The following is a 23,852-nucleotide window of genomic DNA, read 5'->3' on the forward strand; positions in this document are numbered from 1 at the left end:
CCCCTTTCAGATCGGCATCATCGCGCCCATGCTGAAGGAAAGGTCACTCCCCCCTCGGCGCTTCGAGCAGGTTCTGCCGCAGCGCCGCGGCCATCCCGGGAGCCAGCGGGAGCCGAGGCACCAGCATGGCTTGGACCGCGTGGTACGCGTCCGGCTTGCCCGGCCAGACCGTGGCCGCCGGCCGGTTCGCGGGGTCGAGCTCGTGCCGCCAGCCGCCTTCGAGATCGAGGAGGTGGCGGTCCGTGTACTGCCACCACTGAGCCAGCTGGTCGAGGTAGGCCGGGTCGCCGGTGCCGCGGTGCAGCGCGGCCGCAGCCGCCATGCCCTCGGCCACCACCCAGTGCATGCGCTGGCGGACGACGGGGTCGCCGTCCCAGTCCACGGTGTAGACGAAGCCGTCGGTGCCGTCCCGGTGCCAGCCGTCCCGCACGGCGGTCTCGAACAGCGACCGGGCTGCCGGAACCAGCCAGTCCGGGGAGCCCCCGCCCCGGGCCAGGGCGGCGTCCAGGTGCAGCAGCAGTCGCGACCACTCCAGGCCGTGGCCGACCGTCGAGCCGAACGGCCGGAACTGGTCGTCGGGGTTGTCCCGGGCGTAGTCCAGGTCCGGCGTCCAGGTCGCGTCGTAGTGCTCGGGCAGGCGCCAGCCGTGGGCACGCGCTTCGGCGTCGATCAGCCGGCCGGCGATCCTGGACGCTCGGTCCAGCCAGCGCGGGTCGCCGGTCGCGTCGGCCACGGCGAGGAACGCTTCCACCGAGTGCATGTTGGCGTTGGCCCCGCGGTAGCCGTCCAGCTGCTGCCAGGCGCCGTCCCACTGCTCGACGCAGGCGCCTGCCTCTTCGTCCCAGAAGTGCTCGTCGCACATCGCGACGGCTTCGGCCAGCAGCTGCTCGCCGCCGGGGACCGACGCCTGCACGGCGGTCGAGCCGGCGAGCAGCACGAAGGCATGGTCGTAGGCGAGCTTCTGGTCCGCCAGGGGGTTGCCGTCGGCGTCCACCGCGCTCCACCAACCACCGTTGGTGTCGTCGTGCAGCAGCCCGGTCAGCGCTTGGACGCCGCGCTCGGCCAGCGCGAGGGCGCCGTCCGTGCCCAGCAGGTGCGCCAGGCCGAAGACGTGGGTCATCCGGGTGTTGATCAGCAGCAGCACGGGTTGGGTCGGGTCGGGGACGCCGGCATCGTCCATCCAGCCGAAGCCACCGCGGGGGTCGACCGCCCCCATCGCGAAGGCGATCAGCCGGCGGCACTCGGCGTCCAGCGTGGCCGGGGTCGGGGGTGCGGGGTTCACCCGGGACATCCTGCTCCTTCCCCGGCCCGTCCGGCGGACGAACCTGCGCGCGCTCCGGTCTTGACGGGTCGGCCTGCGCGGACCTAGGTTCCGGTACTGCCAAGAAAGTTTCCTACTAGTAGGAGCCAGGGTGAGCACGTCCTTCGCCGCCGGACCCCCCGGACTGCTGCGTGCCCTCAACGCACGTGCGGTGCTCGAGACCGTGGCCGCGGACGGACCGCTGACCCGCTCGGCCGTCGCCGCCGCAACCCAGCTGTCGAAGCCCACCGTCGCGGCCTGCCTGGCCACCCTGCTCGAGCGCGGAGCGGTGTGCGAGGACGGCGCGGTCAGCGGCCGCAAGGGCCCGGCGGCGACGCTCTACCGGATCGCACCCGAGGCGGTGTGGGCGATCGGCGTGGACATCGGCCACGACCGGGTGCGCGCCGCCATCGTGGACGCGGCCGGCGAGCAGCGCGGCCAGCTGGACGTCGCGGTGCAACGCACCCGCCGCACGCTCACCACCCAGGTGCTCGACCTGTGCGAGAGACTCGCCGCCGCCGCCGGCACCACGGTGCCCGAGGTGCGGCACGTCGTGGTCGGCGTGCCGGGTGCGGTGGGCGACGACGGCTCGCTGGCCTTCGCCGACGCACTACCGGACGACGGCACCGGGCTGGTCGCGGCACTGCGCGAGCGGGTGCCGGCCCCGATCACCTTCGACAACGACGTGAACCTGGCCGCGGTGGCCGAGCTCGACGAGCACCCCGAGGTCGAGGACTTCGCGCTGGTCAGCGTCGGTGCCGGGATCGGTGCCGGCCTGGTGATCGGCGGCCGCTTGCACCGGGGCGTGGGCGGAGCGGCCGGCGAAGTGGGCTTCCTGCCCGGCTGCCTGCCCCACCCCGAGCACGCACCGCAGATGCTGGAGCACGAGGTCGGCGGCGAGGTGGTCACCCGGCTGGCCCGCGGCGCAGGGCTGGCGGCCACCGATGCCCGCGCCGTGTTCGACCAGGCCCGGTCGGGTGATCCGGCCGCCGTCGCGGTGGTCGACACCACCGCCCGGGGCATCGCCTTCGCGGTGGCCTGCCTGGTCGCGGTGGTGAACCCCTCGCGGGTGGTCCTCGGCGGCTCGGTGGGGAGCAACGCCGACCTGCTGCTCGACCCGGTTCGCACCCATCTGTCCACCTTCACCACCTTGCCCGTGCCAGTGGTCGCCTCGTCAGTCGGCGCCCAGGCGGTGCTCCGCGGCTCCCTGGCCACGGCCGCTCGCCTGGCCCGGGAGTCAGCCTTCGCCACGTTCGCCAGCCCGGCCTCCGACCCTCATCTGCCCGCCCCGCAGCACCTCGTCGCCCAGGAGTTCTGATGCCCGCACCTGCCCGTCCGTCGTCCGCCCTGCTCGTCGCCTCCGTCGCGGTGCTCGGCCTCGGCCTCGCCGCCTGCACGTCCTCGGCCAGCAACGACGCCTCGCCGAAGACCGCCATCGCGACCACCGAGAACCACGCCCCCACCACGATCAACGTGTGGACCTTCAACCACCTGCCGCAGGAGGTCACGGCCTTCAAGGCCGCCCTGGAGCGGCTGCACGCCAAGTACCCGTGGCTGACGGTGAACTTCGTGCCGAACAAGGACGACGCCGCGTTCGGCAAGGCGGTGGCAGCCGGCCAGGCGCCGGACGTGTTCGTCTCGACGTCCCCCGACAACGTCGGGAAGTTCTGCTACAACGGCACGGTCGCCCCACTGGACGACTACCTGAAGGCCGCCAAGGTGGACGTCGACGCGACGTTCCCGAAGGCGGCGCTGGTCTACACCCGGTTCCAGGACAAGCAGTGCGCGCTGCCGCTGCTGGTCGACGCGTACGGGCTCTTCTACAACAAGAAGATGCTCGCCGACGCCGGGGTGACGCCGCCCAAGACGCTGTCCGAGCTGACCGCCGCGGCCAAGAAGCTCACGGTCAAGAACAAGGACGGCTCCATCAAGCGCTTCGGTTTCGTCTCGCGTTCGGACTACAACAGCAACAACTCGCTGTACGACGGCGTGCAGGCCGGCACGCAGTACTACGGCACGGACGGCAAGTCGACCCTCGGCCAGGACGCCCGCTGGAACAAGATCATGCAGTGGGACCGCGATCTCAACGACTGGTACGGCAACGGCCAGGTCTCCCGGTTCGTCGCCAAGTTCCAGCCGCACACCGACGACGCGAAGAACCCGCTGATCACCGGCGACGTCGCGATGGAGGTGGACGGCGAGTGGCACGTCGGTGAGATCGCCGACGCCAAGACGTCCCTGGACTACGGGGTCGTCCCGGTGCCGATGCTGGACGACGTCAAGGACACCTACGGCGCGGGCACCGCGGTCGGCACGGTCGCCTACCTGCCGGCCGGGTCGAAGCACAAGCAGGAGGCGTTCTTCGCGCTCCAGCAGCTGACCACCGACACGGAGTTCCTGACCAGCCTCGCCGACACCGTCTACAACATCCCGAGCACCTTCGACTCGTTGAGCGCGTGGGACAAGAAGGACGACGAGCACTGGGGACCGCTGGTCGCGATCTTCGCCAACAAGGGCTCGTACTACAAGCAGCTCACCCCGGCCGGCGACGAGGATGCCATCACCTGGGGCACCGCGCGCCAGCAGTACGAGACCGGCAAGTCCAACGACCTGCAGGGCCTGCTGAAGTCCACCGGCGCCAAGATCGACAAGATCAACGAGGACGCGGTCGGATGACCTCCACCTCCGTCGCGCGGCGCCGGGGGGCCACCCGGCGCCGCCGCCGGGGCAGTCCGAGCCGGTCGCCCTGGGGTGCGGTGCTGGTGATGATCTCGCCCTTCCTGGTCGGCCTGGCCGTCTTCACGCTCTACCCGGTGGTGACGACGCTCTACTACTCGTTCACGAACTTCCAGCTCGGCTCGCTTCGGCCCACCCAGTTCGTGGGACTGCGCAACTACGAGCGGCTGTTCAGCGACTCGGACACCTTCTGGGTCGGCGTGCGGAACACCTTGTGGATGGTGCTGATCATGGTGCCGCTGCGCACCGTGTGGGCGATGTTCGCCGCCTGGGTGATCGGCTCGGTCAAGCGCGGTCAGCGGGCGTACCGGACGCTGTTCTTCATCCCGGCCATCGTGCCGATCGTGGGCACCTCGCTGGCCTTCATCGTGATGCTCAACCCGTCCGGGCCGGTCAACTACCTGCTCGCCAAGGTCGGCATCCAGGGGCCGTCCTGGTTCGGCGACCCGGCGTGGGCCAAGCCGAGCCTGGTGCTGATAGCGCTGTGGGCCTGCGGCGACGTCATCGTGATCTTCTCGGCGGCCATGCTCGACGTACCCCGTGAGCTGTACGAGGCGGCGGACCTGGACGGCGCGGGCCGCTGGCAGCGGTACCGGCACATCACGCTGCCGTTCCTGTCGCCGGTGATCCTGTTCAGCGTGGTGACCGGGATGATCTACACGTTCCAGTACTTCACCGAGGCCTTCGTCGTCTCCGGCTCGGCGAGCGCGGTGCAGGACTCCTCGCATCTACTCGGCTACCCCGACCAGTCGCTGCTCTTCTACACCACGGACCTGTACCAGCAGGGCTTCGTGTACTTCAAGACCGGCTACGCCTCGGCGATGGCGTGGCTGCTGTTCCTGGTCATCTTCAGCGCGACGGTCCTGATGCTGCGGATGTCGCGGTCGCTGGTGCACGACAGCGGGCGGCCCTGATGGTCACCGCGGTGAGTTCCGGCATGGCTGCCTCGGCGGCGCGCGAGCACGCCCGTCGTCCGCTGCGGCACCGGGTGCTGGAGGGGGTGGGCGAGCACGCGCTCCCGGTGGCGCTGTCGCTGGCGTTCATCCTCCCGTTGGCGGTGTGCGTGCTGACCGCGGTGATGACCCAGGAGCAGGCCGGCACGGGCGAGCTGTGGCCCCGGCCGCTGCACTGGGGCAACTTCCGCGAGGTCTTCGAGGTCATGCCGTTCGCCCGGGACCTGTGGAACACGTTGGTGTACGCCGGGTTGAGCGCCTTCGGCATCGTCGTGTCGTCCGTGCCGGTGGCCTACGCGGTGTCTCGGATGCGTTGGCGCGGAAGGAACGCGTTCTTCGTCGTGGTGCTGGCCACCATGATGATCCCGGCCCAGGTGACCAGCCTGCCGCTGTACGTGATGTACGCCCACCTGGGGTGGATCGGCACCCTCAAGCCGTTGATCGTGCCGGCCTTCTTCGGGGACGCGTTCAGCATCTTCCTGCTTCGCCAGTTCTTCCTGACCCTGCCGGAGGAGACGATCGAGGCGGCCCGGGTGGACGGCGCGAGCGAGTTCCGCATCCTGCGGCAGGTGGTGGTCCCGATGGCCCGGCCGGCCCTGGCCGCGGTCGGGCTGTTCGCGTTCATGTTCGCCTGGAACGACTTCTACAACCCGTTGCTGTACAGCGGGAACAGCACCAACGGGCAGACCCTGGCCGTCGGGCTCGCCGGGCTCGCCAAGAGCGCGCACCAGTCCGCGTACCAGCTGCAGATGGCCGCCTCACTGATGTTCCTGCTGCCGGTGCTGCTGCTCTTCCTCAGTGCGCAGAAGGTGTTCATCCAGGGCATCGCCATGTCGGGCAACAAGGGCTAGCAGAGGATGATGAAGCGATGAGGATCGCCGTGATCGGTGGCGGCAGCACCTACACACCCGAGCTGGTCGAGGGTTTCGCGCGCCGCTCGGACGTGCTGGCGGTCGACGAGCTGGTGCTGCACGACGTCGACGCCGACCGGCTCCAGGTGGTGGGCGGGCTGGCCGAGCGCATCCTGCGCCGGACCGGCTTCACCGGCCGGCTGGTCACCACCTCCGATCGCAGCGCGGCGATCGACGGCGCGAGCGCCGTCCTGGTGCAGCTGCGGGTCGGCGGTCAGGGCACCCGGCTGGTCGACGAGACACTGCCGAACAAGCGCGGCGTGATCGGCCAGGAGACCACGGGCCCAGGCGGTTTCGCGAAGGCGCTGCGCACCGTGCCGGTGGTGCTGGACATCGCCGACGAGGTCCGACGACGAGCGCTGCCGGACGCCTGGATCGTGGACTTCACCAACCCGGTGGGCATCGTCACCCGCGCACTGCTGGACGAGGGCCATCGAGCGATGGGCCTGTGTAACGTGGCAATCGGCTTCCAGCGCCGGTTCGCGGCTCGCTTCGGGGTGCCGGCGGACCAGGTGCGGCTCGGCCATGCCGGGCTGAACCACCTGTCCTGGATCCGGTCCGTCGAGGTGGACGGGGTGGACCGGCTGCCCGAGCTGTTGGCCGGACCGTACGCCCAGGAGCTGGCCGGCGAGCTCGGCCTGCCGGTGCGGGCGCTGTCGGTGCTGGGCGCGATCCCGTCGTACTACCTGCACTACTTCTACTGCACCGACCACGAGCTGGCCGAGCAGCAGTCCGGCGAGCACCGTGCCTCGAAGGTGGCCGACATCGAGCGCGAGCTGCTCGCGATGTACGCCGACCCCACGCTGGACCACAAGCCGGCACTGCTCGAGCAACGCGGCGGCGCCTACTACAGCGAGGCCGCAGCGGCGCTGGTGACCAGCCTGCTCACCGGCGACGGCGCGCACCACTACGTGGACGTGCGCAACGCGGGGACCATCGCCGGGCTGCCGGACGAGGCGGTCGTCGAGGTGCCGTGCCACGTGGACACCGCCGGCGCCCACCCGGTCGCGGTCCCGGCGCTGCCACCGGAGATGCTGGGGCTCGTGCAGGCCGTGACCGCCTACGAGACGCTGACCGTCGAGGCAGCCCGGACCGGCGATCCGGACGTCGCGCTGCGGGCCCTGGTGGCCCACCCGCTGGTGCGTCAGTGGGACCTCGCCGTCGACCTGCTGGGCGACCTGCTCGCGGCCCACCGGGGCTTCCTGCCCGCCTTCGCCGGAGCAGCCCGTGGCTGACCTGGTGCTGGGCCTGGACGGGGGCAACAGCAAGACGGACGTCGTGCTCGCGGACAGCACCGGCCGGGTGCTCGCTCACGAGCGCGGGCCAGGCACCCGGTCGCACGTGGACGGGGTCGACACCATGGTCGACGGTCTCGCCGTCCTGGTGGACCAGGTGCGGGCCAGCGCGGGAGTGCCGGCGTCCGAGCCGGTCACCGTCGGTGCGTTCTACCTCGCCAACCTCGACCTGCCCGAGGCCGAGCGCGAGGCGCAGCGGGCGATCGCGGCCCGCGGGCTGGCCCAGCAGGTGGTGGTCGGCAACGACACCCTCGCGGTGCTGCACGCGGGGGCGCTGGACGGCTGGGGAGTCGCGGTGGTGTCCGGGGCCGGGATCAACGCCATCGGCGTCGACCCCGAGGGCGGGGTCGCCCGGTTCCTGGCGCTGGGCGAGATGACCGGCGACTGGGGCGGCGGGTGGGCCGTGTCGGTGACCGGGATCGGCGCCGCGGTGCGGGCCGGCGACGGACGCGGGCCGGCGACGCTGCTCGGCGAGCGCCTGGCCAAGCACTTCGGTCGGGCCAGCGTGGAGCAGGTGGCGATCGAGGTAGCCGACGGCACCATCGGCCAGCACGACGTGATCACCGCTGCGCCGGTGGTCTTCTCGGCCGCGGTGGACGGCGACGACGTGGCGGTGGGGATCGTGTACCGGCTCGCCGACGAGGTGGTGGAGTTCGCGCTGGCCGCAGTGAACCGGTTGCGGCTGAACGACATCGAGGTTCCGGTGGTGCTCGGCGGCGGAACCCTGCAGCACGGTCCGGCCCTGCTGCTGGACCGGATCACCGATCAGCTGGCGCGCCAGGTTCCGCGTGCTCGACCTCGGGTGCTGGACGTCCCACCGGTGGCCGGCGCCCTGCTGTCGGCGCTGGCCAGCTGCGGTGCCGCGCCCGACGTCCTGGTCCGGGCGCGGGCCGCGCTCGCGACCCCCTGACGTCTCAGCGCCAGGCCGCGAGCAGGTCCTGCGGGCCGAGGACGGTGACACCCTCGACGTGGGATCCCGCGCGGGAGACGGCGAGCAGGGGCGTTGCGTCCTCGGCTCCGGGGAGCTGCGCCCGATGCCGCACCAGGCGAGCGAGGTCGTCGGTGTCGAAGGGCCGCCGCTCCAACCACTTGATGGACCCGACCGCGTGGACCCGCCGCGCAACTGGGCCGCGATCAGTGACGACCAGGTCGATCTCCGGGTCGTTGGTCCTCGTCCAGAAGGCACCGACACTGGCCGATCCCACGGGAAGGCGGTCGGGCAGACGGCGCAATGACTCTCGCACCAGCGGTTCGATCGCCCTGCCGCGCCATGACGTCCAGGACCTGGTGATCCGGGCCAACAGCAGATCGCCACGTCCGCGTTCGATCTCGTCGAGGTGGGGGCCGACGAAGGTCAGCCAGAACTGCAGGTAGGGGTCGGCCACCCGGTACCGCTTCTCGCTCGGGGCACGGGTCGACAGTGGCTGGTCCACCGACACCACCCGCTTGTCGCGCAGGGTCGTGAGGGAGCGGTTCAACGACGCCGGCTGCAGCCCACCGGCCGCCCGGCCGATGTTCGCGAAGGTCCGCTCGCCGGCCCCGATCGCACCGAGGACGAACCGCGCCTGGACCTCGGTCGGGAACTCCGCTGCGAGCGCTCGCTCTGCGGAGACCACCAGAGCGGACGTCGGGTCGGCCGTCGCCTTGGCGAGGTAGCGCCGCAGGGTGAGGCCGGACTTCCACTCCGCGCAGATCATCGGGAGCCCACCAGTGACCAAGTGCGCGTCGAACGCCTGCGCGGCGTCGAGATCCAGCATCGCCGCGACCTCGGCCGGGGACAGCGGTGGCACCACCATCTCGGTGGCGCGCTGGTGGAAGGGCCGCCCGTACTCGTTCAAGGCCTCCATCATGGCCAGGTCGGAGCCGATTCCGACGAGGAGGACGCGACGCCGGGACAGTTCGCGGTCGAAGAGCTTCTGCAGGGTGCCCTCGAAGGCCGGATCGCCCACCGTCAGGTAGGGCAGCTCATCCAGGACGACGACGCTGCCCGTCTCGGGCACCGCGGACGCGAGCAGGCGCAGCGCCGCGTCCCACGAGGTCGGCACGACCTCGCGGAACAGCGCGGCGTTGGGCAGGTCGGAGGCGGCGACCTCCTCAGCGAACAGCGCCAGCTCCTCGCGCACCGAACGGCCCGACGCGGTGAAGTACACGTGCGGCACCTCGGCTCGGGCGACGAACTCCTCAACGAGGCGCGACTTGCCGACCCTGCGCCGGCCGCGCAGCAACAGGGCCTTGCCCGGCTTGCGATCCTGCGCCTCGACGACGTCGGCGAGCAGCCCCGCAAGCCGGCCGAGCTCCACGTCGCGACCGACGAACGCCATGACCCATCCTCTCCTGATCTGGTATCGCCGATGATAGTACCATTGATGTTACTTATGAGTCGACGGGCCATGCCGGATTCTGCCCTCTACGCTGGTCGGGACCCCGAAGCCACGAAGGACGTCGATGCTGCACGCCAGGCGCAACCCCAGCGCCCACCCGTCGATGTTCGCCCTGGTCCTGGTCACCGGAATCGGCCCTCTTGCGGTCGACACCTACGTCGCCGGCCTGCCCGAGCTGCAGCACTCGCTCAACACGTCCGCGACCATTGCCCAGCTCAGCCTGACCGCGTTCATCATCGGCGTAGGGCTGGGTCAGATCACCTTGGGGCCGTTCAGCGACGGGCACGGACGGCGACCGCTGCTGGTCTTCGGCACGGTCGTGTTCACCGCGGCGTCGATCGCCTGCGCGCTGGCGCCGACCGGCCCGACCCTGGTGGCCTTCCGACTGGTGCAGGGCCTGGTCGCCGGCTGCGGCATCGCGGTCGGGCGGGCCGTGGTCAGCGACCACTACGAAGGGGACGCCGCGGCCGCTCGCTACGGGACCCTGTCGGCCATCGTGTTCCTGGGGCCGGTGGTAGCACCCGCGATCGGCGGGCTCATCCTCACCGTGGGCAGCTGGCGCACCATCTTCGCCTTCCTCAGCCTGCTCGGCGTGGTGATGGTCACTGCGGTCGTGCTGCTCATCCCGGAGTCGCTGCCACCGCAGCGCCGGCAGGGCCACGGCGTCGAGCACATGCTCGCGCGGATGGCCGACCTGTCCCGGGACTGGCATTTCATGCGCCACGTCGTCGTGCAGTGCCTGGCCACGGCCGGGTTCTTCACCTACATCGGCGGCTCGTCGTTCGTGCTCGAGACGACGTACGGCATCACGCAGACCGCCTACGCCCTGCTGTTCGCGACCAACGCCGCGGCGATGGCCCTGTCCAGCCTGGTCTTCCGGATGCTGGTGGTCCGGGTCGGTGCCGCTCGGCTGCGCACCGCCGGGGTACTGACCGCCTGCCTGGCCAGCGCCGGGCTGGTCGTCGTCGCGCTGGGTGACCCCGGTGCGAGCTCACCGCTCGCGCTGCCCTGGGTGCTGCTGTGCGTCGTCGTGGCGAGCATGGGGTGGTCCATCCCGGGCACCACGGCGTTGGCGCAGCAGGCCGGGCGACGCTCGGGCGGCACGGCGGCGGCGCTGCAGGGCGGCCTCACGTTCCTGGTCGGCGCACTGGTCACCCCGCTTACCGGCATCGTCGGATACGACTCGCTGCTGCCGATGGCCACGCTGATGCTGGGCTTCTTCGCGCTCGCCACCTGCTGGTTGTTCGGCAGCGGCAGCACGCACGCCTGAGGCGACTCAGACCAGGGCTGCGCCCGCCGCCTCCAGCGCCTGCGGGTCGCCGGCTTCCACGACCTCACGCAGGCCGAGCGCACGCACGCCCGCGTCGTCCAGGTCGCGTCGCCCCACCACGGCGACCACCGGCACGCCGCGCCGCGCTGCTCGCTGCGCCACTACGGCGACGAGCTTGCCCTGAGCGGTCTGCGCGTCCAGCCGCCCCTCGCCGGTGACCACCAGGTCGACACCGGACAGCCGCTCGTCGAAGCCCACCGCGTCCAGCACCGCGTCCGCACCGGACACCAGGTCCGCGCCGTACACCGCCCACAGCGCGCCGGACAGCCCACCGGCCGCACCCGTCCGGCGGATGCCGCGAGGGTCGCGAGGCAACCGTCCGGCGAGGGTGTGCAACCGCGAGGTCAAGGCGGCCACCTGGGCCGGGGTCGCACCCTTCTGTGGCCCGAACACCTCGGCCGCTAGCTCGAACGGGGTCCGGACGTCGCAGAGCACCGTCAGCGCAGCGCCGCCGACCCCGCCCGCCTCGTCCAGTGCCGCGAGCGCCCCGGCACCGCCGTCCGTGGACGCGCTGCCACCGACGCCCACCAGCACCTCCCGGGCCCCGGCCGCGACCGCCGCGGCGATCAGCTGGCCGGTGCCGAAGGTGCTGGCGCGCAACGGGTCCCGTCGGTCGGCGGGCACCAAATGCAGTCCACTGGCCGACGCAGTGTCAAGTGCGGCCCGGCCGCCGACGAGCAGAAGCTCCGCCTCAACCAGGTCACCGAGCGGGCCGGCCACCGAGTAGCGCACCAGCTCGCCACCCCAGGCCGCGTGCAGGGCCGCCGTCGTGCCCTCGCCGCCGTCGGCGAGGGGGCAGCTGACGACGTCCGCGCCCGCTCCGGTCAGCCCGGCGGTGAGGGCCTCGGCGACGGTCAACGCACTCATCGTCCCCTTGAAGGAGTCCGGCGCCACCAGCACCCGAGGTTGGCTCACCCGGCCACGCTAGACGCATCGGACCTAGGCTCGGCCCATGACCAGCGACGCGACGACCACCGTGCGGTTGACCCAGTACGGCCACGGCGGCGGGTGCGCGTGCAAGATCCCGCCGGGAGAGCTCGAGCAGATGGTCGCCGGGCTGGGCGGTGCCGCCGACTCGGACCTGCCCTTGTTGGTTGGCCTGGAGCACTCGGACGACGCCGCCGCCGTGCAGGTCCGCGACGACCTCGCGGTCCTGTCCACCACCGACTTCTTCACCCCGGTGGTGGACGACGCCTACGACTGGGGACGGATCGCCGCGACCAACGCGCTCTCCGACGTCTACGCGATGGGCGGACGACCTGTGCTCGCGGTGAATCTGCTCGGCTGGCCGCGCGAGAGCCTGCCGACCGAGCTGGCCCGCGAGGTGCTGCGCGGCGGCGCGGACGTGGCGCGCGTCGCCGGCTGCCACCTGGCCGGGGGCCACTCGATCGACGCACCGGAGCCGATCTACGGCCTCGCGGTGACCGGCCTGGCCCACCCGGACCGGCTGCTGCGCAACGACTCCGGCGAGGCCGGGATGCCCCTGAGCCTGACCAAGCCGCTCGGTGTCGGTGTGCTGAACAACCGGCACAAGAATACCGGCGAGGTGTTCGAGCACGCCATCGCGTCGATGACCACGCTGAACGACGCCGCCAGCAGAGCCGCTGTCGCGCAGGGACTTCGCGCCGCCACCGACGTCACGGGCTTCGGCCTGCTGGGGCACACCTTCGAGCTGGCCCGGGCCAGCGGGGTCACCGCCCGGATTCACGCGGCTGCGGTGCCCTACCTGGACGGCGCCCGCGAGTCGGCCGCCGCGGGGTACGTCCCGGGCGGGACGCGACGGAACCTGGACTGGGTGCGCCCGCACCTCGACCCCGGCAGCGCGGACGAGCTCGAGCTGCTGCTGCTCGCCGACGCGCAGACGTCCGGCGGGCTGCTGGTGGTCGGCGAGGTGCCCGGCGCCGTCGTCATCGGTGAGCTGGTGCCTGCGGTCGCGGGCGTGAGCCTCCAGGTGCGCTGACCTCGAGCACCCGATCGGCGAGTGTGCCGACGGCCTCGTAGTGCGTCGCGACCACCACGGCGACCCCGACCGTACGAGCGTGCTCGCGCAGGGCGAGCAGCAGGTCCTGCGCGGACGTCGGGTCCAGGTGCTCGGTCGGCTCGTCGAGCAGCAGCACGTCACTACCGACCAGCAGGGCGCGCGCGACCAGCAGACGTCGGCGCTCTCCCCCGGACATCTCCCGCGGTGACACCGCGGCGTCCAGACCCGAGGCCAGCCCGGCGAGCCACCCGCCCAGGCCCACGACGTCCAGCGCGTGCCGCAGCTCGCGGTCTTCGGCGTCACCGCGAGCCACCAGCAGGTTGTCCCGCAACGTGGTGCTGAACACGTGGGCGTCCTCGGCGGTGTACGTGACCGCACGACGGAGCTGCTGGGCGCTCCAGTCGGTGGTGTCGACGCCCTGCGCGCGAACGCTGCCGGCGACCGGAGCGAGCAGCCCGGCGAGGGTGAGCAGCAACGAGGTCTTGCCGCTGCCGCTCGGTCCGGTGACCGCCAGCAGCTCGCCGGGGTGCACCGTCAGGTCGAGCCCGCCCATCGCCTCGGGACGGCCCGGCCACCCGCAGGCCAACGCCCGCGCCTCCAACAGCGGTGCCCGGGAATCGGGCTGCGCCGACAGGCTCGCCGGCACGCGGCGCGCGGGTGCTGCCTCCAGCAGCGGCTGCAGCCGGCCGGCCGCCAGAACTCCTCGACCCACCGCGCCGGCCGCGGTAGGCAGCGGGGAGATGGCGTCGGCCAGGGCCAGTGGCACCAGCGTCACGACTGCGAGCAGCACCGGACTCATCCGGCCAGCCTGCACCGCAACGGAACCGGCGACCAGGGCGGCGACCATGGCGACAGCGGTGGCGGACGTGCTGACCGCCACCGCCCAGGCGCCCGGGCGGGTGGCCGCGTCGAGGGCCGCGGACCTGGCGGCATCGACCGCGTCGGCTCGCGACAGCCGGTGGTCGGCCTGCCCGCTGACCGTCAGCTCGGCGCAGTGGTCGAGCAGGTCGTGCGCCTGGGCGGCGAGCTCGTCCGCGGACTCCTCGACCACCCGCTGGGAGCGTGCCGCCGCGACCCCGCCGAGCAGCGCGGCACCGACCACCCCGACGGCCAGGCAGCCGGCGAGCAGCAGACCGGCCACCGGATCCAGAGCGGCGACGAGGACGCAGGACGCCGCGCCGACACCGATCCCGACGGCGAACGGCTGCAGTCCGCGGACCAGCACATCACTCAGGACGTCGACGTCCGGGCCGATCCTGGACATCAGCTCCCCGCGCCGCAGCCCGACCACGAGGCTGCGGTCAGCCTCGGAAACCCGCCGGTACAGCTGCGCTCGCAGTCGCACCGCGCCGCGCAGCGCCACGTCGTGCGAGGCCAGCCGCTCCAGGTAGCGGAAGACACCACGGGCGATGCCGAGCGCGCGAACCGCGACTATCGCCACGGACAGCGCGATCAGGGGCGGGTGCTCCGCGGCCCGCGAGATCAGCCACGCCGCCGTCACAGTCAGCGCCACCCCGCTACCCAGGGCGAGCACACCGGCCATGACGGCAAGAGCGACCCGGGAGGCCGGCGGCGCCATGGCCGCCAACGCGGTCCGCAGGGCGCTCACCGTGCCACCTGCTCGTGGTCGTCGTGCGGCGGCGCAGACACCGCTGCGAGCTCGACCACGGTGTCCGCCAGGGCGGCCAGGGCGGTCCGGTGTGACATCACCAGGACCGTGCGGCCGGTGTCCCGCAACGTCTTCAGCACCTCGGACACGACCTGCTCGCTGGCCGCGTCGAGGTGAGCCGTCGGCTCGTCCAGCACCACCAGTGGTGCCTGGCTGAGCAGCACCCGCAGCAGCGCCAGCCGCTGCCGCTGCCCGGCCGACAGTCCCACGCCGTCACGGCCGATCCGGGTGGTCCAGCCCTGCGGCAGCTGAGCCAGGACGGACGTGAAACCGGCCGCCGCCGCTGCCCGGTCGAGGGTCGCGCCGTCCGGCTCGGCTCGCCCGGACCCCCGCCCTGCAGCCCCGCCGTCGAACAGGAGCGCGTTCTCCCGCACCGTTCCCGGCACTAGCACCGGATGCTGTCCGAGCCAGGCGATCTGGCTCCACCAGGTCCGGGCCTGCAGGTCGGCCAGCGACGTCCGACGTCCCACCGGCTCCACGACGTGCACAGTTCCGTCGTCCGGGTCGCGCAGCCGCAGGACGAGCTCGGCGAGGGTGGACTTGCCGGAGCCGCTTGGTCCGACCACAGCGGTGACCGTGCCGGGACGCAGGGTCAGGCTCGCGCCGTCCGGCGCCGCCGCGGCCCGACCCTCGTGCAGCACCACGACGTCCCGGACCTCGATGCTGCAGCCGTGCAGGTCCGGTGCGGGAAGGTCGCCGTCGGCGGGCAAGGGCAGCTCGAGTACCGCGAAGGCCTGGTCCACCGCCGTGATCCCGTCGGTGCTGGCGTGGAAGTGGGTGCCGACCTGGCGCAGCGGAAGGTACACCTCCGGCGCCAGCACCAGCACCAGCAGCGCGGTCTGCAGGTCCAACGAGCCCGCGAGCAACCGCAGGCCGATACCGACCGCGACCAGAGCGACCGACAGGGTGGTCAGCAGCTCGAGCACGAGCGCCGACAGGAAGGCGCTGCGCAAGGTGGCGTTCGTCGCCTGCCGGTGCGCCTCGCCGAGCTCGCGAACCCGTTGCGCGGGACCGATCTCACGTCCGAGCGTCACCAGCGTGGGCAGTCCGACGAGCAGGTCGAGCACCTGGGTGCTGAACCGCTGAGCCGCCGCCAGCCGACGCTGCGAAGCCTGCTGGGTCATCCAGCCGACCAGCGCCATGAAGAGCGGGACCAGTGGCAGCGTCACGGCGATCAGCACGCCGGACAGCAGGTCCTGGGTCAGCACCACCACCAGGAGCATCGGGGTGACCACAGCGGTCAGCAGCAGCTGCGGCAGGTAGCGGGACAGATACGGCCGCAACCGTTCCAGCTCGTCGGTGACCAGCCCGGCGGTGGCGGTCGCGCCCTGCGCGGTCTCGCCCGCGGCCGGCCCGAGCGCGACGACGTGCCCCAGCACCCGTTGGCGCAGAGCGGAGATGACGGACGTCGCCGCCCGTTCGCCGTACCGCTCCTGCGTCCAGGAGACCACCACCCGACCCAGTACGACGACGGACAGCGCGGTCAGCCGGCGCCGCTGCGAGGCGACGTCGGCACCATCGACGACCGCGGAGACCACCAGTGCGAGCAGCACCGCCTGGGCCAGCACCAGGACGCCGGTCAGGACACCGAGCGCCCCGGTGGCGAGCACGTACCTGCGCGCGGGGGTGATTTCGCGCAGCAGTCGCGGGTCCAGCGAGCGCACGCCGGCTCAGCCGCGTTGCGGCTGTCGGGGCAACCCGCCGGCCGGCGGCAGATGGGCGGTGCTGAGCCGCTGCCGGAAGACCCAGTACGTCCACCCCTGGTAGACCAGCACGATCGGGGTGAGCACCACGGCGACCCAGGTCGTCACCTTGAGCGTGTACGGCGTGGACGACGCGTTCGTGGTCGTGAGGTTGAAGGCGGCGTCGGTGCTGGACGGCATCACGTTCGGGAACAGGCTGCCGAACAACAGCACGACTGCCCCGACGATGACGACGGTGGTGGCCACGAAAGCCAAGCCCTCCCTGCGGGTCATCGCCGCGCCCATCGCGCCGGCCAGCGCGAGCGCGGCGACCACGACGACCACCCACGTCCAGGCCTTCCCGTGTGCCAGCTGGGTCCAGACCGCGAAGGCCGCGGTCACCACCAGCGTCACCGGCGCGATCCGGCTGGCCACCCGCTGGGCGCGCGCGCGGATCGGCCCGTCGGTGCGCAGGCCGAGGAACACGGCACCGTGCAGCAGGAAGATGCTCAGCGTGGTCAGCCCGCCGAGCAGCGCGTACGGGTTCAGCAGCGTCCACAGGCTTCCGGTGTAGTGGTGGCTCGCGTCGATCGGCACGCCGGCGACGATGTTGGCGAACGCGACGCCCCACAGCAGCGCGGGCACGAACGACCCGAACGCGATCACCAGGTCCCAGCGGGCCCGCCAGCGGGCGTCGTCCACCTTGCCGCGGTACTCGAACGCGAGGCCGCGCACGATCAGCGCGACCAGGATCAGCAGCAGCGCGAGGTAGAAGCCGGAGAACAGTGTCGCGTACCACTCCGGGAACGCCGCGAAGGTCGCGCCTCCAGCGACCAGCAGCCAGACCTCGTTGCCGTCCCAGACCGGCCCGATGGTGTTGATCATCAACCGCCGGTTGACTTCGGTCGTCCCGGGGTCCTGGGCCCGGCTCAGCGGGATCAGCAGCATGCCCACGCCGAAGTCGAAGCCCTCCAGCACCAGGTACCCCGTCCACAGCACTGCGATCAGCAGGAACCAGACGGTGGTCAGCTCCACGCTTCTCTCCGATCAGCTCAGTAGGCGAAGGACAGGGGACGGTCGTCGTCGGGCGACCGCAGCTGCGGCGGGTCGGCCGCCGGCAGACCGGCGAGGGTGTACCGCCGCATCAGGCCGAACCACACCACGGCGAGCGCGCCGTACAGCACGGTGAGAGTCACCAACGAGGTGGCCACCGTGGCGGCCGAGATCGGCGAGTCCCCGTCGCGCGTCAGCATCCGCACGCCGTCGATGCCGGTCGGGTTGGGCGCCACCACCCAGGGCTGACGGCCCATCTCGGTGAAGATCCAGCCGAAGGCGTTGGCCAGGAAGGGGGCCGGGATGAACCACAGGGCTAGCAGGGCCCACCGCTTGCTCGTTGGCACCCGAGCCTTCCTGGTCACCCACAGTGCCCACAGTCCCAGCACGGCGGCGAGCGCCCCGAAGCCGATCATCAGACGGAAGGACCAGTAGGTCACCGGCAGGAGTGGCTTGTAGTTGCCCGGCCCGTACTTCTGCTCGTACTCGGCCTGCAGGTCGTTGACGCCCTTGAGCGTCGCGTTGAAGTCGCCGGTGGCGAGCCAGGACGTCAGGCCAGGGATGGTGAGCTGCCGTACGTCGCAGTTGTTCTCCACGTCACCGACGGCGATGATGCTGAACCCGGCGCCGGTCTCGGTGTTGCACAGCGCCTCCGCCGAGGCCATCTTCATCGGTTGCTGCTCGAACATCAGCTTGGCCTGGGCGTCACCGGAGATCGCGACCGCGATGCCGCCGACGAACAGCGCGACGAGCCCGACCCGGATCGCCGGCCTGAACGTGTCGACCACGCTCTGATCGCCCTGGTGGTGGGCGCGGACGACCCACCAGAGCGAGATGGCCGCGACGAAGGTGCCGGCTGTGACGAGCGCGCCCGCGATCGTGTGCGGGAACGTGGCCAGCGCCGTGACGTTGGTCAGCAGGGCCCAGATGCTGGTCAGCTCGGCGCGTCCGCGTTCGGCGTTGAACCGGACGCCGACCGGGTGCTGCATGAACGAGTTCGCCGCCAGGATGAAGTACGCGGACAACCAGGTGCCGATCGCTGCGACCCAGATCGTCGCGAGGTGCACACCGCGGGGCAGCCGGTCCCACCCGAAGATCCACAGGCCGAGGAACGTGGACTCGAGGAAGAACGCGGCCAGGCCCTCGATGGCCAGCGGCGCGCCGAAGACGTCGCCGACGAACCGCGAGTACTCGCTCCAGTTCATGCCGAACTGGAACTCCTGGACGATGCCGGTGACCACTCCGATGGCGAAGTTGATCAGGAAGAGCTTGCCGAAGAAGCGGGTCAGCCGCAGCCATCGCTCGTCACCGGTCCGCCACCAGATGGTCTGCATGATGGCGACCAGGGGCGCCAGGCCGATGGTGAGCGGAACGAACATGAAGTGGTAGACGGTGATGATCCCGAACTGCCACCGAGCCAGATCCAGAGGGTCCACGAGTCACCCCAGTCGGACGACGACGGGCCGCCCCTCGGGGCCCATGGCGAGGCTACTCCAGCGGCTGGCTGTCGACGGGACGAAGGTCCTGGCTGTTCTGCCTGCGGAAGAACGAGATCCGGCCGTCCGCCTCGAGCACCGCCAGCTCGACGTCCCCGATCCGGCGGATCCCCTGCTCGCGGGCCGCCTCGTAGAGGTCGTCGGTGGACAGCCGCTCGGATGCCATCGCGGGCTGGAGCAACGTGCCGTCCCGGACCACCACGAGCGGGGCCCCATGCACCACCGGCCGCGTCACGGGCCAGCGGAAGCTCACCCAGGACAGCGCCACCGTCAGCAGTGCGAAGACCGACACCGCGAGCACCGCGCCGGTCAGCGAGTAGTCCTGCTGCGTCACGCCCTGCTGGATCAGGTCACCCATCACGACGTACAGCAGCAGCTGGAAGGTGCTCAGCTCGCCGAGCGTGGACTTGCCGGTGGCTCGGGTGATCATCCACAGGAACGCGAACACGACGGCGGCTCGGAACACGATCTCCACGATGGCTCTCCCCTTGTCGGTGCCGGATCAGGGCAACAGGACGGTCGAAGCGTGCAGGCTGACCTGCGAGACACGGTCGACGATCACGGTGATCGTGGTGCGCCGGCCGACCTGCGCGCTGGGCTGGACGTAGGCGTCGTAGTCGATCAGCAGCGTGTCGCCGGGCGGTGGGTCGAACGTGAGGTAGACGAACTCACCGCCGCGGGTCTCGGCCGAGGGCTCGGGCCAGAACCGCTGCGTCTCGAAGATGTCGAAGGACCGTCCGGTCACCGCCACCGTGACCGGGCCATCGAAGCCACCCGGGTGTCGGATGCGCAGCCGCCAGGGCACGTCCCAGCCGGCCCGGGCCACCGCGGCGTGCGTGAAGGACGCCGTGTAACCGTGCGCGGAGGCCGTGGTCGTTGTGCTGCGCACCCCCAGCAGGCCGGTGGCGCCGGCCAGCACGATGACGGCGAGCAGTGCCAGTGCGGCCCTGCGCCACCGCAGGCTGCCGCGAGAGGCGGTCAGATCTCGCGCGTTCGGTAGCGTCTCAGGGCCATCGCTGAGCTCGGTGATGCTGGTCGGCACGGGGTCACCTCTAGGCGTTCGCGCGGAGCGGGCGCCTCACATCGTCACCCCTACACCTCGCGGCGGCGACCCCAAGTCATGGCCGCCGCGCCGAGCAGCAGCAACCCGACGGCGAGCGCGAGCGTCCCGCCGGCGAAACCGCCGGTGCGCGGCAGCCGGTCGAGCTGGGTGGTCGCGGACGGCGGGTCCGCCAGCACCTCGACCGACAGGTCGACCCGGCGCACATTGCCTTGAGGGTCGGTGATCTCGACAGTCACCACGTCGGTGCCGGTGAAGCCGGGCACCGGGGTGTAGACGAGTTGACCGTCCTGGACCACCACCGAGCCGTGAGCCGGCGGAACGACCACGTCCACCTGCCCAGCGCCGGACGGCAGCGGGACGGCGATGCTCACCCCTGACCGGGTGGACGCGGCCTGGGTGGCGACGACCACAGAGGTACGCCGGTAGGTCGTCCTGGCCCGGGACGGCAGGTAGTGGTCGTCACCGGAGTAGGACACGCGGACGGCGTGCGTGCCGGCCGCCACTGCCGTGCGCGAGGCGCAGGACAGCGTCGGCAGGGTCGCGACGCAGAGCGTCCGGCCGTTGGAGCTGAACCGGACCGTGCCGGTCGCGTCCGCCGGCAGGCCGGCTGCGGTCAACGTCACCGCGGTTCCGTCCACGGCCACGGCAGGCGACGCGCTGGCCGTGAGGCTCGTCGGGAGCGGGACCACGGTGAAGGTGGTCCGGTCGCTGCTGCCGTCGTAGTGGGCGTCACCGGAGTAGGTGGCGGTCACCGGGTGCGCACCGACCTCGAGGCCGGCTGGTGCGACGCAGGACTGGGCCGGAAGCGTTGCAACACAAAGGGTCCGGCCGTTGGCCGTGAAAGTCACGGTGCCGGTCGCGTCGGTCGGCAGCCCGGTGTGCAGCAGCGTGTCGGCGATCCGGTACGGCGTCTTCGCCGACGCGACGTTCGCGACGACCTGGCTGGCCAGCGGAACGACGGTGAACGTGGTGCTCGCCGAGGCTCCCTGGTGGTTGTCGTCCCCGGAGTACACCGCCTGGACCGGGTGCTGGCCGACGTCGACACCGGCCGGTGCCGCGCACGAGGTGTCCGGCAGCGTCACCGTGCACAAGGTCACCCCGCCGGAGGTGAAGGTCACGGTGCCCTGGGCTCCGGCGGGCAGGCCTGCGGCCGTGAGCGTCTGCGGCGTGCCGAAGGACAGGCTCGGGTCGGTCACCGACGCGGTGAGCGACACCGGCGCCTTCGTCACCTCGAAGGAGGTCGTTGCCGTCGCGGCGTCGTGCTCGTCGTCGCCCGGGTAGGTCGCGACGACCTGGTAGACACCGACCGGCAAGGTGTCCGCGGTCTGACAGGCCGTCTGCGGCAGCACTGCCGCGCAGAGCGGCTGACCGCCCGCGCTGAAGGTGACCGTGCCCGTGGCACCAGCGGCGAGTCCGCTGTGCGACAGCGTGTCCGGGTCGCCGTACGTCGTGCTCGCCGGGTTGGCCTGGGCCGCGAACGCCGGCGAGGCGAGCTGGTCGACGTCGAACGTGGTGCTGTCGCTCGAGCCGAGGTAGTGGTCGTCACCGGCGTAGGTGGCGGTGACCGGGTAGGTCGCGACGTCCAGTCCGGCGGGGGCCGAGCACGACGGCGTGCCGGGCAGGGTGATGGTGCACAGCGGCGTGCCGTTCGACACCAGCGTGACCTGACCCGTCGCATCGCTCGGCAGGCCGCTCACCGACAGCGTCTGCGCGGTGCCGTAGGGAACCGACGCCGAGGTCTGCACCACGACGTCCGTCGGTGCCTTGGTCACCACGAACTGGGTGTCGTCGACGGATCCCGCGTGGGTCGAGTCGCCGGAGTACGTGGCCGTCACCGGGTACGAGCCAACGGCCAGGCCGGGCGGCACGGTGCAGGAGGTCTCGGGCAGCGTCGCGGTGCACAGCGGCGAGCCGTTCGACTCGAAGGTGACCGTGCCACCGGCCGTGGGGTCCAGCCCCGTCCAGGTCAAGGTCTGCCCTGAGCCGTAGTCGATGCTCAGGTCGGCGACGCCGGCGACCAGGGCGGTGTCGATCGTCGTCACCTCGAACGTCGTGGTGCCGGTGGACGCCACGTGGTTGGCGTCTCCGGAGTAAGCGGCCGTCACGAGGTAGCTGCCGACCGGCAGCGGACCGGACGGCGTGCAGGTCGTGGCGGGCAGCGTCACCGCGCACAGCAGCGTGCCGCCGGAGGTGAACTGGACGGTGCCGGTGGCGCCCACCGGGAGCCCGGCCGCGGAGAGCGGGTCACCCACGCCGTACGGGACTGCCGTGGCGGCGACCTGCGCGGTCACCGCGGTCGCCGCGGGGACGACCGAGAACGACGTCGTGGTCGACTGCGACAGGTAGCTCAGGTCGCCGGAGTACACCGCGGTCACCGGGTAGGCCCCGACAGTGAGCCCGGCCCCTGCCGAGCAGCTGGTGTCCGGCAGCGTGACCGCGCACAGCTGTGTGCCCCCGGAGCTGAACGTCACGTCGCCGGTCGCGTTCGCGGGCAGCCCGGCGGTCGACAGCAGCACGGCGGAGCCGTAGGTGGCCGAGCCCGGGTTCGCATGTGCCGCAAAGGAACTGACGAACACTGAGTGGCTCGTGGCGGCCGGCAGCGCGTCGTTGGACGACGCCTTGCTGGTGATCGTCGCAGCGCCGGTCGCCGTCGGGTCCACGTCCACCGGGATGTCGAGCGGCGGCAGCGAGGAGCCGGCGGGGATAGCGGTACTGGGGCTGTACCGGCAGGTGACCAGCTGGCCGGAAACGCTGCAGGAGTAGTCGGGCGTGGTCGGCAGCGAAGGGGTCAGACCCGGCGGGAACGTGGTGTTCACGGTGACTGGCTGGTCCTCGGCGCCCTCACCGGCGACCAGGCCAGGCGCGACCGTGACGACCGCGTGGTTGCCGGCGACCAGGTGTCCGTCCTGGTTGTCGGACACGGTCAGTGTGAGCGCGGGGACCTTGCCGTTCAAGGTGTTCGACCGCAGCATGTTGATCTCATGGATCTCGTTGTTGCCGCCGGTCGACGCCGCCCAGCCGAACGTCAGCTGGTAGGGCAGCCCGGTGGCCGGGTCCACGTAGCCGGGGGGAAAGCCCAGGTCGGTGAGTCGCTGACCGGTCGGCAGCGAGCCGGTGAGCTGCATCGGGCTGCCGCCCAACGGCGTCACCTGCAGCAGCCAGCTGTTCGCCGCGACGTCGAGGCCGGACGCGGTCGTGGTCGCCGCCCCGGGGTTCACGGCGATCTCCACCGGCACGGGGGCGGGCCGAGTGGTCCCCAGCCGGTCGTCCAGGTGGCCGGGCGAGACCACCGCGGCGGAGGCGAGCTTGCAGTACCCCAGGTTGTCGTTGCCGGGTCCGCGAACCGTGATGCTCTGCTGGACCCGACCGCTGTTCGGGCAGTCCGTACCGCCGAAGCCCGAGCCCTCGAAGTTGCCGTACACGTCCAGGCCGAAACCCAGGTAGCCGTAGCTGACCCCGGCCGCGCTGTTGCTGCGCGTGGAGCTGTAGCCGAGCGACCCACCCAACGGGCCCGGATGCGCGGGCGGCGTGGGGTTGGTCGGGTCGGTGGCGGCGAGGATGAAGCTGATGCCGTCCGCGCCCGGGTTGGTCAGTGCGTTCCACTGGTAGGTGTTGAAGGTGACGTCCAGGCCGCGCGAGCCGGGCATGCTCATCGTGTTGTAGACCGTGCCGACAGCGTTACCGACGTTCTGGGACAGCAGCAGCGCGCCGCTGCCCACGGCGTCCGTCGCGCTGCTGGAGCAGGCCGGGACCGGCTGCTGCGCGGTGTTGGTCGCAGCGGTCAAGCAGGTGCCGTTGCTCCCGGCGGGCAGATACCAGCCGGGGCCCGTGCTCGACCCGGTGAAGCTCTCGGACACCAGGGCCGTGGTGCCGGCACCCGCACTGGCCTGACCCGCCGTCCCACTCAGCACAGCGAGCAGCACGACAGCGACTGCCACGACCCGACGTGCGAGCCGTGCGTGGTGCACCTTCAACATGACCTGCCCCGATGTTCACAAGACC

The 23,852-nt window shown here is 71.6% G+C and carries 18 protein-coding genes; 8 read left to right on the top strand and 10 right to left on the bottom strand.

Annotated features, from left to right (window positions below; genetic code table 11):
* Positions 1 to 43 precede the first annotated feature (43 nt).
* Entirely contained in the window at positions 44 to 1,291 is a 1,248-nt protein-coding gene (locus ACPPVT_RS20990) for an AGE family epimerase/isomerase (protein WP_426563744.1), read from the bottom strand.
* A 121-nt stretch (positions 1,292 to 1,412) separates the two neighbouring features.
* On the opposite strand from ACPPVT_RS20990, the gene ACPPVT_RS20995 reads away from it, so the two are divergent.
* The 6 genes from ACPPVT_RS20995 to ACPPVT_RS21020 are packed head-to-tail and all read left to right on the top strand — an operon-like array spanning position 1,413 to position 8,105.
* Positions 1,413 to 2,618 (top strand): ROK family protein, encoded by a 1,206-nt coding sequence (locus ACPPVT_RS20995; RefSeq protein ID WP_426563746.1) that lies wholly within the window; start codon positions 1,413 to 1,415, stop codon positions 2,616 to 2,618.
* The gene (locus ACPPVT_RS21000; protein WP_426563748.1) at positions 2,618 to 3,976 is read left to right on the top strand and encodes an ABC transporter substrate-binding protein; all 1,359 of its coding nucleotides are present in this window, start codon (positions 2,618 to 2,620) and stop codon (positions 3,974 to 3,976) included. The genes ACPPVT_RS20995 and ACPPVT_RS21000 overlap by 1 nt, the downstream gene beginning before the upstream one ends.
* The gene (locus tag ACPPVT_RS21005; protein ID WP_426563750.1) at positions 3,973 to 4,950 is read left to right on the top strand and encodes a carbohydrate ABC transporter permease; all 978 of its coding nucleotides are present in this window, start codon (positions 3,973 to 3,975) and stop codon (positions 4,948 to 4,950) included. Before ACPPVT_RS21000 ends, ACPPVT_RS21005 begins: the two co-directional genes overlap by 4 nt.
* Before the next feature lie 11 nt (positions 4,951 to 4,961).
* Positions 4,962 to 5,840 carry a carbohydrate ABC transporter permease gene (locus ACPPVT_RS21010; protein ID WP_426563752.1) on the top strand — a complete coding sequence of 293 codons (879 nt, stop codon included), beginning with the start codon at positions 4,962 to 4,964 and terminating at the stop codon, positions 5,838 to 5,840.
* Between the two features lie 17 nt (positions 5,841 to 5,857).
* A complete protein-coding gene (locus ACPPVT_RS21015; protein ID WP_426563753.1) occupies positions 5,858 to 7,135 on the top strand; it encodes a 6-phospho-beta-glucosidase in 1,278 nt (425 codons plus the stop codon).
* Positions 7,128 to 8,105, top strand: a complete 978-nt coding sequence (locus tag ACPPVT_RS21020) for an N-acetylglucosamine kinase (RefSeq protein WP_426563755.1) — start codon at positions 7,128 to 7,130, stop codon at positions 8,103 to 8,105. Before ACPPVT_RS21015 ends, ACPPVT_RS21020 begins: the two co-directional genes overlap by 8 nt.
* A 4-nt stretch (positions 8,106 to 8,109) precedes the next feature.
* Here the strand turns inward: ACPPVT_RS21020 and ACPPVT_RS21025 are convergent, their stop codons facing one another.
* Positions 8,110 to 9,516, bottom strand: coding sequence for an ATP-binding protein (locus ACPPVT_RS21025; protein WP_426563757.1), 1,407 nt, complete (start codon positions 9,514 to 9,516; stop codon positions 8,110 to 8,112).
* A 124-nt stretch (positions 9,517 to 9,640) separates the two neighbouring features.
* Between ACPPVT_RS21025 and ACPPVT_RS21030 the strand changes: the two genes are divergently transcribed.
* Positions 9,641 to 10,846: a multidrug effflux MFS transporter gene (locus tag ACPPVT_RS21030; RefSeq protein ID WP_426563759.1), complete on the top strand. Its 1,206-nt coding sequence runs from the start codon at positions 9,641 to 9,643 to the stop codon at positions 10,844 to 10,846.
* A gap of 6 nt (positions 10,847 to 10,852) precedes the next feature.
* Here the strand turns inward: ACPPVT_RS21030 and ACPPVT_RS21035 are convergent, their stop codons facing one another.
* Complete coding sequence (locus ACPPVT_RS21035; protein ID WP_426563761.1) at positions 10,853 to 11,821, bottom strand: glycerate kinase; 969 nt, start codon at positions 11,819 to 11,821, stop codon at positions 10,853 to 10,855.
* 37 nt (positions 11,822 to 11,858) lie between these two features.
* On the opposite strand from ACPPVT_RS21035, the gene selD reads away from it, so the two are divergent.
* Positions 11,859 to 12,866 (top strand): selenide, water dikinase SelD, encoded by a 1,008-nt coding sequence (gene selD, locus ACPPVT_RS21040; RefSeq protein ID WP_426563763.1) that lies wholly within the window; start codon positions 11,859 to 11,861, stop codon positions 12,864 to 12,866.
* Here selD and cydC read toward each other — a convergent pair.
* Genes cydC through ACPPVT_RS21075 form a run of 7 tightly spaced genes read right to left on the bottom strand, consistent with a single transcriptional unit; the run spans position 12,814 to position 23,788 of the window.
* Positions 12,814 to 14,496: a thiol reductant ABC exporter subunit CydC gene (cydC, locus tag ACPPVT_RS21045; RefSeq protein ID WP_426563765.1), complete on the bottom strand. Its 1,683-nt coding sequence runs from the start codon at positions 14,494 to 14,496 to the stop codon at positions 12,814 to 12,816. The genes selD and cydC overlap by 53 nt on opposite strands.
* Positions 14,493 to 16,220 (bottom strand): thiol reductant ABC exporter subunit CydD, encoded by a 1,728-nt coding sequence (gene cydD / locus ACPPVT_RS21050; RefSeq protein WP_426563767.1) that lies wholly within the window; start codon positions 16,218 to 16,220, stop codon positions 14,493 to 14,495. The genes cydC and cydD overlap by 4 nt, the downstream gene beginning before the upstream one ends.
* Positions 16,221 to 16,226: 6 nt before the next feature.
* The gene (cydB, locus tag ACPPVT_RS21055; protein WP_426563769.1) at positions 16,227 to 17,273 is read right to left on the bottom strand and encodes a cytochrome d ubiquinol oxidase subunit II; all 1,047 of its coding nucleotides are present in this window, start codon (positions 17,271 to 17,273) and stop codon (positions 16,227 to 16,229) included.
* 17 nt (positions 17,274 to 17,290) lie between these two features.
* Positions 17,291 to 18,727, bottom strand: a complete 1,437-nt coding sequence (locus tag ACPPVT_RS21060; protein ID WP_426563771.1) for a cytochrome ubiquinol oxidase subunit I — start codon at positions 18,725 to 18,727, stop codon at positions 17,291 to 17,293.
* 52 nt (positions 18,728 to 18,779) lie between these two features.
* Positions 18,780 to 19,262: a DUF421 domain-containing protein gene (locus tag ACPPVT_RS21065; protein ID WP_426563773.1), complete on the bottom strand. Its 483-nt coding sequence runs from the start codon at positions 19,260 to 19,262 to the stop codon at positions 18,780 to 18,782.
* Between the two features lie 27 nt (positions 19,263 to 19,289).
* On the bottom strand, positions 19,290 to 19,829 hold the full coding sequence (locus tag ACPPVT_RS21070) for a hypothetical protein (RefSeq protein ID WP_426563775.1): 540 nt from the start codon (positions 19,827 to 19,829) through the stop codon (positions 19,290 to 19,292).
* 50 nt (positions 19,830 to 19,879) lie between these two features.
* Positions 19,880 to 23,788, bottom strand: coding sequence for an Ig-like domain repeat protein (locus ACPPVT_RS21075; protein ID WP_426563776.1), 3,909 nt, complete (start codon positions 23,786 to 23,788; stop codon positions 19,880 to 19,882).
* Between the last annotated feature and the right edge of the window lie 64 nt (positions 23,789 to 23,852).

This window comes from Angustibacter sp. McL0619, from assembly GCF_049994355.1.
Lineage (GTDB): Bacteria > Actinomycetota > Actinomycetes > Actinomycetales > Angustibacteraceae > Angustibacter.